A 7,627-nucleotide genomic window follows, 5' to 3' on the forward strand; every position below is an offset into this window, starting at 1 on the left:
GAGCGGCCCCCCGCTCCATGGCTGGTTTGCCTAGACCTACTTGGGGCTGGAGGCCGATTCGATCTCCAGCTCACCGGAGATGATCTGCTGCTTCAGGGCATCGATCTCCTTCTTGGTGTCTTCGCCGATTTCCTCATCGAAGTTGTGGAACGGTGCCAGTGCAACGCCCTCGTTCTCCAAGGTGCCCACGTACGGGGTCGAGTCGAACTTGCCCTCGGCGTCGGTGCGGATGACATCTTCGACTGCGGTGTCCATGGTCTTCACGACCGAGGTCAGCATGACGTCCTTGTAGTCGGGAGCGGTCAGGAAGCCGTCGGAGTCGACCCACACGAGCTTGGCTTCCTTGCCGCCGTCGTTGGCCTCGACCACTGCAGCGCCAGCGCCCTTGCCCACTGGGCCGGCGACAGGCATGACAACGTCAGCGCCGGAGGCGATGAAGTTCTTGGTGATCTGCTTGCCCTTATCCTGCTTCTCGAAGTCGCCGGAGAAGGTGCCGTCCTGCTTCTTCTTGTCCCAGCCCAGCAGCTTGACGTCCTTGCCCTTGTCTTCGTTGAACTTGGCAACGCCGTCAGCGAAGCCGTCCATGAAGATGGTGACGGTAGGGATCTTGATGCCGCCGAAGGTGGCAACGGTGCCGGTCTTCGATGCGGCAGCTGCTGCGTAGCCTGCCAGGTAGGCAGCCTGGGCCGTGTCGTAGATGATCGGCTTGACGTTTTCGATCGGCTTCTCGTACTGGAAGTCGACGATGGCGAAGTTCTTATCCGGGTTGGCCGCGGCGGCCTCAGCGGTTGCGTCGCCCAGCAGGAAGCCGATGGTGACGGTCAGGTCGCAGCCTGCGTTGACCATGCCGTTGAGGTTGGTCGCGAAGTCGGCGTTCGACTTGGATTCTGCATCCTTGGTCTGGATGCCCAGGTCCTTCTCGGCGTTCTTCAAGCCGCGGAAGGAAGATTCGTTGAAGGACTGGTCGTCGAATCCACCGGAGTCGGACACAATGCAGCCAACGTAGTCCGGGAACTGGCCAGCCGAGCTGGTCTCTTCCGGTGCAGCGCCGCAGGCGCTCAAAGCTAATGCCGAGATGCCGAGCATGGCTGCAGCCATACCGGTCTTGCGCGATACGAAGCGCATCTGTTCCTCCAAAGAATCTTGCGAGATAATGCGGGAGGCAAGACACCTGACCCTCGTGCAAGGCTTCATTGCCTAGGCCTTACTCGAGCACACCAAAAGTCATAGCATTCCCATCGTTTCCATAGCCTATCGGAGATATGTCACAGGTAAAGACGATAAAGATTACAAACAGATAACTTACGGGCCGCAAAACGGCAAGCGCTTAACGCCAATGCCCAAGTCACTGACCGAATTGTTAAAGCGTCAAAGAAATGTTAAAAACTTTCGGGCTTGATGTGGCCAACGCCCTATTTGGCGTTCGCCTCGCGCACAGCCTGCATGGCGGCGGCCGCCATGATGCGAACCCCCACGCCAATGCACGATTCGTCCGGGATATAGTCCCCGCGGTGCAGGTCATAGGTTTTGCCGCCCGGGGTGCGGGTTCCCAGCCGCAGCATCGCACCGGAAACCTTCTGCGTCATCCACGCGAAGTCCTCCCCGCCCATGGACTGCGGAGTCAGCTCGATGGCCTCGGCCCCGAACTCGCGGCGCGCGGCGTCCTCGATCAATGCGGTCTCCGCCGGAGCGTTGACCACAGGAGGCACTCCACGGGTGTGCTGCAGCTTGATTTCCACTCCGTAGGGAGCGGCGATCTGTCGCACGGCCTGGTCCAGCAGCTCACCGGCCTCGTACCAGACATCGCCGTCCAGGCAGCGCATGGTGCCGGCCAGGTATCCGGTGGCGGGGATCGCGTTCGGCACGCTGCCGGCATGGATCTGGCCCCAGACCACCGAGACGGCCGAGCGCACGTCGACCTTGCGTCCGAGCACGGCCGGGACCTGGGTGGCGATCTGGCTCATCGCGAAAACGATGTCTTCGGTCAGGTGCGGGCGCGAGGTGTGCCCGCCCCGGCCGTTGACCTCGATGCGGATGGTGTCGCTGGCCGAGGTGATCGCGCCGATGCGGGTGCCGATATGCCCGGCGTCGATCCGCGGGTCGCAATGCAGCGCGAGCACCCGCGGCACGCCATCGAGCAAGCCCTGCTCGATCACCGACAGCGCCCCGCCGGGAAGCTTCTCCTCGGCGGGCTGGAAGATCACCCGCACGCAGCCATCGAGCTTGCCGGCGGCATGGATCCTTCCCAGGGCCAAGGCCACGCCGATCATCACGGTGGTGTGGATGTCGTGGCCGCAGGCGTGCGCCACGCCCTGGGTCATCGAGGCGAACTCCAGGTTGGTTTCCTCCACCACCGGCAGCGCGTCGATGTCGGCACGGAAAGCGATGCGGATGGGCCCTTCGCCAATGTCCACGAAGGCGCCGGTGTCGGCCATTTTCTGCGGCGCCAGCCCGGCAGCGCGCAGGGTTTCGAGAATCCGCTCGGTGGTTTGGTGCTCAGCAAAGGACAGCTCCGGGTTGCGATGCAGTTCCCTGCGGAAGCCGATCAGCTGGTCGATCAGCGGCTCGGTGAAGTCGCTGACGGAAGCCGGATTGCCATTTTCATTCACGGTGGACACCTTTTGAAGATACTCGGCACGGTGCAGAAAATGACAGTTTTCCGTAATGTTCGGGCGCATTGCGCAACATCAGGCAAGGGAAACGGGGCGCGCCGACCTATTGCCGGCCAGCTCGCCCCGTTCGCAATCCTGCTGTGCTAGAGCACCTCGGTAGCACCGTCGGCCTTCAAGGCCTCCACGGTCTGCTTGACCTTCTGCGCATGCTCCTTGGTGGTCACCAGCAACGCGTCGGCGGTATCCACCACGACCACATCCTCGATCCCGACCAGGGCCACCACGCGCGGGCGGTCCGAATAGACCACGCCGGTAGCGCTGTCGGCATACACGCGCACCGACTCGCCGCCCAGGTTGATGATGCCCTCCTCGGCACTGGCCTTGTTCAAGCGGCCGATCGCGGCGAAGTCGCCCACGTCGTCCCAGTTGAAAACGCCCGGGATCACCGCGACGTCCCCGGCCGCGGCGGCCGGCTCGGCCACCGCGTAGTCAATGGCGATCTTCGGCAGATCGGCCCAGACTTCGCGCATCACGGTTTCGCGCTGATCGGTTTCCCAGGCATCGGCGATCTTCATCAGGCCCGCGTACAGCGCCGGCTCATTGGCTTCCAGGTGCTTGAGCATCAGGCTCACCGGCGCGACGAACATGCCGGCATTCCACAGGAACCCGCCCGAGGCCAGGTACTTGCGGGCGGTGTCCTCATCGGGCTTCTCCACGAACTGCACCACGCCGCGCGCCGACGGCGCATTGGGCACCTCCAGCGGCTGGCCGGTCTGGATGTAGCCGAAACCGGTGGAAGGGTGCGTCGGGTGGATGCCGATGGTCACGATCTTGCCGGTCGCAGCGGTGTGGATCGCTTCGCTCAGCGCGGCCTGGAACACCTCAACCGGCTCGATGACCTGGTCCGCGGCGAAGGAGCCCATGATGATGCTCGGGTCGCGGCGGTACAGGATCGCGGCGGCCAGGCCGATGGCGGCGGCCGAGTCGCGCGGCTCCGGCTCGAGCACCAGGTCCTCGTCGCACAGCTCGGGCAGCTGGGACACTACGGCTCCGCGGTGCGCACGCCCGGTGACCACCATGATCCGTTCGCCGGCCAACGGAACCAGACGGTCATAGGTGGCGCGGATCAGCGTGGATCCGGAGCCGGTCAGATCGTGCAAAAACTTCGGAGCGGAAGCCCTGGAGAGGGGCCACAATCGGGTGCCGACGCCGCCGGCGGGGATCACGCCGTGGAATCGGGCTAATAGGTCTGCATTCACGCCTTCCAGACTAATTCATTCGGTGGATAATCCTGTCCATTGAAACCTGTGCAACAGTTTAAATACGAAAACATCGCATGAGGTATTACGGGCGGGATTTCGGCCTTTTAGCGCATAATTACCCCTTTTCGGTGAACATGCTCACAGGAACGAGACACGAAATAGATTGGAGCTAGCCAAGTGGTTTAGACTCGCACAAGGAACGCTCGCACAAGTGCGTCAAATCTCATTGTGTGCAATATACACATGCGCCGTTGCGAGCCTTGGAGGTTTAGTTCAGTGTCGAAGACTTCGTCAGGCACCCTATACCGCGGCCATGAAGGCATGTGGTCCTGGGTGGGACACCGAGTCACCGGTGTCGTTATTTTTCTTTATCTGCTGGTGCACGTGCTCGATACGGCCATGGTCCGTGTCGATGCCGGCGCCTACGACGCAATCATTAGCACCTACCAGACCCCGTGGATGGCACTTGGTGAAACCGGTCTGGTTGCAGCAATCCTCTTCCACGCATTCAACGGTCTGCGCTTGATCCTGGTCGACTTCTGGAAGCAGGGTACCAAGTACCAGCGCCAGTTGCTCTGGGGCGTCTTGATCCTCTGGGTCATCGTCTTTGCGGGCTTCGCCATCCGTCACCTGTCGATCGCATTTGGGAGCCACTAAGCCATGAGCGTTTCTATTCCTGCTCCTCGCAGCCAGCGCATTGATCCAAAGTACAAGCGCGGACCAAAGTCCCGCGGAAGCTTCGAAATGCTGGCATGGCTGTTCATGCGCCTCTCCGGCGTCGTGCTGATCGTCCTGATCTTCGGCCACCTGATCTCCAACCTGATGGTCGGCGAAGGCATCTCCGGCATCAGCTTCGGCTTCGTGGCCGGCAAGTGGGCCTCGCCGCTGTGGCAGTTCTGGGATCTGGCCATGCTGTGGCTGGCCATGCTGCACGGCACCAACGGCGTGCGCACCATCATCAACGACTACGCAGAGAAGCACGCTACCCGTGCATGGCTCAAGGGCATCCTGTACGTCGCCACGATCTTCATCATCGTGCTTGGTTCCCTGGTGATCTTCACCTTCGATCCATGCGTCGCCGGCAGCCAGCTGCCGCAGTGCTAATTGGAACTCCCCTAGTTCCAGCCAATAGCCACACAGATTTTTAGAAAAGAGAGCATCAAGAATGCAGGTACATAAGTACGACGTTGTTATCGTCGGTGCCGGTGGTGCAGGCATGCGTGCAGCGATCGAATCCGGTCAGCGCGCACGCACCGCAGTGCTAACCAAGCTTTACCCAACCCGCTCGCACACCGGTGCGGCCCAGGGCGGCATGTGCGCAGCACTTGCCAACGTCGAGGAAGACAACTGGGAGTGGCACACGTTCGACACCATCAAGGGTGGCGACTACCTGGTTGACCAGGACGCAGCCGAGGTCATGGCCAAGGAAGCCATCGACGCCGTGCTGGACCTGGAGAAGATGGGCCTCCCATTCAACCGAACCCCAGAGGGCAAGATCGACCAGCGCCGCTTCGGCGGCCACACCCGCGACCACGGCAAAGCCGCCGTGCGACGCGCATGCTACGCAGCTGACCGCACGGGCCACATGATCCTGCAGACCCTGTACCAAAACTGCGTCAAGCACAACGTCGAGTTCTACAACGAGTACTACGTGCTCGACCTGCTGATGGTCGAAGAGGACGCCTACCGCGAGGACGGCACCGCCTACAAGCAGAAGCGCGTTGCCGGCGTCGTCTCCTACGACCTGGCTACCGGCGAACTGCACGTCTTCCAGGCCAAGTCGGTCATCTTCGCTTCGGGCGGCGCCGGCAAGGTCTTCAAGACCACCTCCAACGCGCACACCCTGACCGGTGACGGCATGGGCATCGCCTTCCGCTCGGGCCTGCCGCTGGAGGACATGGAGTTCTTCCAGTTCCACCCAACGGGCCTTGCCGGACTGGGCATCCTGCTCACCGAGGGTGCACGTGGCGAAGGCGCGATCCTGCGCAACTCGGATGGCGAGCGCTTCATGGAACGCTATGCGCCGACCATCAAGGACCTCGCACCACGTGACATCGTGGCCCGCGCGATGGCCAACGAAGTCCGCGAAGGCCGCGGTTGCGGCCCGAACAAGGACTACGTGCTGCTGGATCTGACCCACTTGGAACCAGAGCACATCGAATCCAAGCTGCCGGACATCACCGAGTTCGCCCGCACCTACCTGGGTGTCGAGCCATTCACCGATCCGGTGCCTGTCTACCCCACTGCGCACTACGCAATGGGTGGCGTTCCAACCAACATCAACACCGAAGTGCTGCAGGACAATGACACCGTCATTCCTGGCCTGTTCGCTGCCGGCGAGGTTGCTTGCGTATCGGTCCACGGCTCGAACCGCCTGGGCACCAACTCGCTGCTGGACATCAACGTGTTCGGCAAGCGCGCCGGCGTTGCCGCTGCCGAGTACTCCAAGACCGCCGACTTCGTCGAGTTGCCGGAGAACCCGGAAGCATTCGTCACCGCGCAGATCGACGGCGTGCTGACCGGCAACGGCACCGAGCGCGTCTCGGACCTGCGCTCGACCCTGCAGGAGACCATGGACGCCAACGTCCAGGTATTCCGCGACGAGCGTTCGCTGAAGGAAGCGCGCGACGTGATCGAGGATCTGCGCCTGCGCTACAAGAACATCAGCATCCAGGACAAGGGCAAGCGCTTCAACCTGGATCTGCTCGAAGCCATCGAGCTGGGCTTCCTGCTCGACTTGGCCGAGGTCATCACCGTTGCTGCATTGCACCGCAAGGAATCCCGCGGCGGCCACTACCGCGAGGACTTCCCAGACCGCGACGATGAGAAATTCATGAAGCACTCGATGTCCTACCGTGACGCAGAAGCCGTCACCGAGGACATCAAGGGCATCCGCATGGAGACCAAGCCAGTGGTCTTTACCCGTTACCAGCCAATGGAGCGTAAGTACTAATGAGCACCGAACTGCCAGAACCACCGTCAAAGATCGACCTGAAGCCAGGCGTTGGCGGCGGCGGAGAGATCCCGAGCTTCGACATCACCCTGCGCGTTCGCCGCTACCTGCCAGAGGCTACTGCGGACGCATACTGGGAAGATTTCAAGCTGACCATGTACGGCACCGACCGCGTGCTGGACGCCCTGCACAAGGTCAAGTGGGAGCAGGACGGCTCGCTGTCGTTCCGCCGCTCCTGCGCCCACGGCGTGTGCGGTTCCGATGCCATGCGCATCAACGGCCGCAACCGCCTGGCCTGCAAGACCCTGCTCAAGGACCTGGACACCTCCAAGCCGATCACCGTTGAAGCCATCAAGGGCCTGCCTCTTGAAAAGGACCTCATCGTCGACATGGAACCGTTCTTCCAGTCCTACCGCGAGATCATGCCATTCCTGATCTCCAAGGGCCACGAGCCAACCAAGGAACGCTACCAGTCCGCCGAGGATCGCGAGATCTTCGACGACACCACCAAGTGCATCCTGTGCGCTGCTTGCACCAGCTCCTGCCCGGTGTTCTGGACCGATGGCCAGTACTTCGGCCCGGCCGCGATCGTCAACGCCCACCGCTTCATCTTCGACTCGCGCGATGATGCAGGCGACATGCGCCTGGAGATCCTGAACGACAAGGAAGGCGTGTGGCGCTGCCGCACCACCTTCAACTGCACCGAAGCATGCCCACGCGGCATCCAGGTGACCAAGGCTATCGCCGAGGTCAAGCAGGCAATTCTGGCGCGCACCGTCTAAGGACGCGCTGAGGGGGGG

General features: G+C 62.1%; 7 protein-coding genes. 4 read left to right on the top strand and 3 right to left on the bottom strand.

Features of this window, described 5'->3' with window-relative positions:
* Positions 1-36: 36 nt before the first annotated feature.
* The 3 genes from ACNPN0_RS18525 to ACNPN0_RS18535 all read right to left on the bottom strand — a co-directional run bounded on the left by ACNPN0_RS18525 (position 37) and on the right by ACNPN0_RS18535 (position 3,871).
* A complete protein-coding gene (locus tag ACNPN0_RS18525) occupies positions 37-1,125 on the bottom strand; it encodes a BMP family lipoprotein (RefSeq protein ID WP_105657428.1) in 1,089 nt (362 codons plus the stop codon).
* A gap of 287 nt (positions 1,126-1,412) precedes the next feature.
* A complete protein-coding gene (locus tag ACNPN0_RS18530) occupies positions 1,413-2,609 on the bottom strand; it encodes an amidohydrolase (RefSeq protein ID WP_400342533.1) in 1,197 nt (398 codons plus the stop codon).
* A 146-nt stretch (positions 2,610-2,755) separates the two neighbouring features.
* Positions 2,756-3,871: a mannose-1-phosphate guanylyltransferase gene (locus ACNPN0_RS18535; protein ID WP_448937557.1), complete on the bottom strand. Its 1,116-nt coding sequence runs from the start codon at positions 3,869-3,871 to the stop codon at positions 2,756-2,758.
* Between the two features lie 246 nt (positions 3,872-4,117).
* Here ACNPN0_RS18535 and sdhC point away from each other — a divergent pair, with 246 nt between their 5' ends.
* The 4 genes from sdhC to ACNPN0_RS18555 all read left to right on the top strand — a co-directional run bounded on the left by sdhC (position 4,118) and on the right by ACNPN0_RS18555 (position 7,609).
* On the top strand, positions 4,118-4,531 hold the full coding sequence (sdhC, locus tag ACNPN0_RS18540) for a succinate dehydrogenase, cytochrome b556 subunit (protein WP_388025151.1): 414 nt from the start codon (positions 4,118-4,120) through the stop codon (positions 4,529-4,531).
* 3 nt (positions 4,532-4,534) lie between these two features.
* Positions 4,535-4,978, top strand: coding sequence for a succinate dehydrogenase hydrophobic membrane anchor subunit (locus ACNPN0_RS18545; protein ID WP_105661695.1), 444 nt, complete (start codon positions 4,535-4,537; stop codon positions 4,976-4,978).
* 61 nt (positions 4,979-5,039) lie between these two features.
* A complete protein-coding gene (gene sdhA / locus ACNPN0_RS18550) occupies positions 5,040-6,827 on the top strand; it encodes a succinate dehydrogenase flavoprotein subunit (RefSeq protein ID WP_448937556.1) in 1,788 nt (595 codons plus the stop codon).
* Positions 6,827-7,609, top strand: coding sequence for a succinate dehydrogenase iron-sulfur subunit (locus ACNPN0_RS18555; RefSeq protein ID WP_105661693.1), 783 nt, complete (start codon positions 6,827-6,829; stop codon positions 7,607-7,609). The genes sdhA and ACNPN0_RS18555 overlap by 1 nt, the downstream gene beginning before the upstream one ends.
* The last annotated feature ends 18 nt before the right edge of the window (positions 7,610-7,627 follow it).

The organism is Glutamicibacter sp. AGC84 (assembly GCF_053543575.1).

Excerpts from the sequence above, each read along its gene's own strand:
- sdhA (WP_448937556.1), top strand. The coding sequence starts at position 5,040 with ATGCAGGTACATAAGTACGACGTTGTTATCGTCGGTGCCGGTGGTGCA.
- sdhC (WP_388025151.1), top strand. The coding sequence starts at position 4,118 with ATGCGCCGTTGCGAGCCTTGGAGGTTTAGTTCAGTGTCGAAGACTTCG.
- ACNPN0_RS18555 (WP_105661693.1), top strand. The coding sequence starts at position 6,827 with ATGAGCACCGAACTGCCAGAACCACCGTCAAAGATCGACCTGAAGCCA.
- ACNPN0_RS18525 (WP_105657428.1), bottom strand. The coding sequence starts at position 1,125 with ATGCGCTTCGTATCGCGCAAGACCGGTATGGCTGCAGCCATGCTCGGC.
- ACNPN0_RS18545 (WP_105661695.1), top strand. The coding sequence starts at position 4,535 with ATGAGCGTTTCTATTCCTGCTCCTCGCAGCCAGCGCATTGATCCAAAG.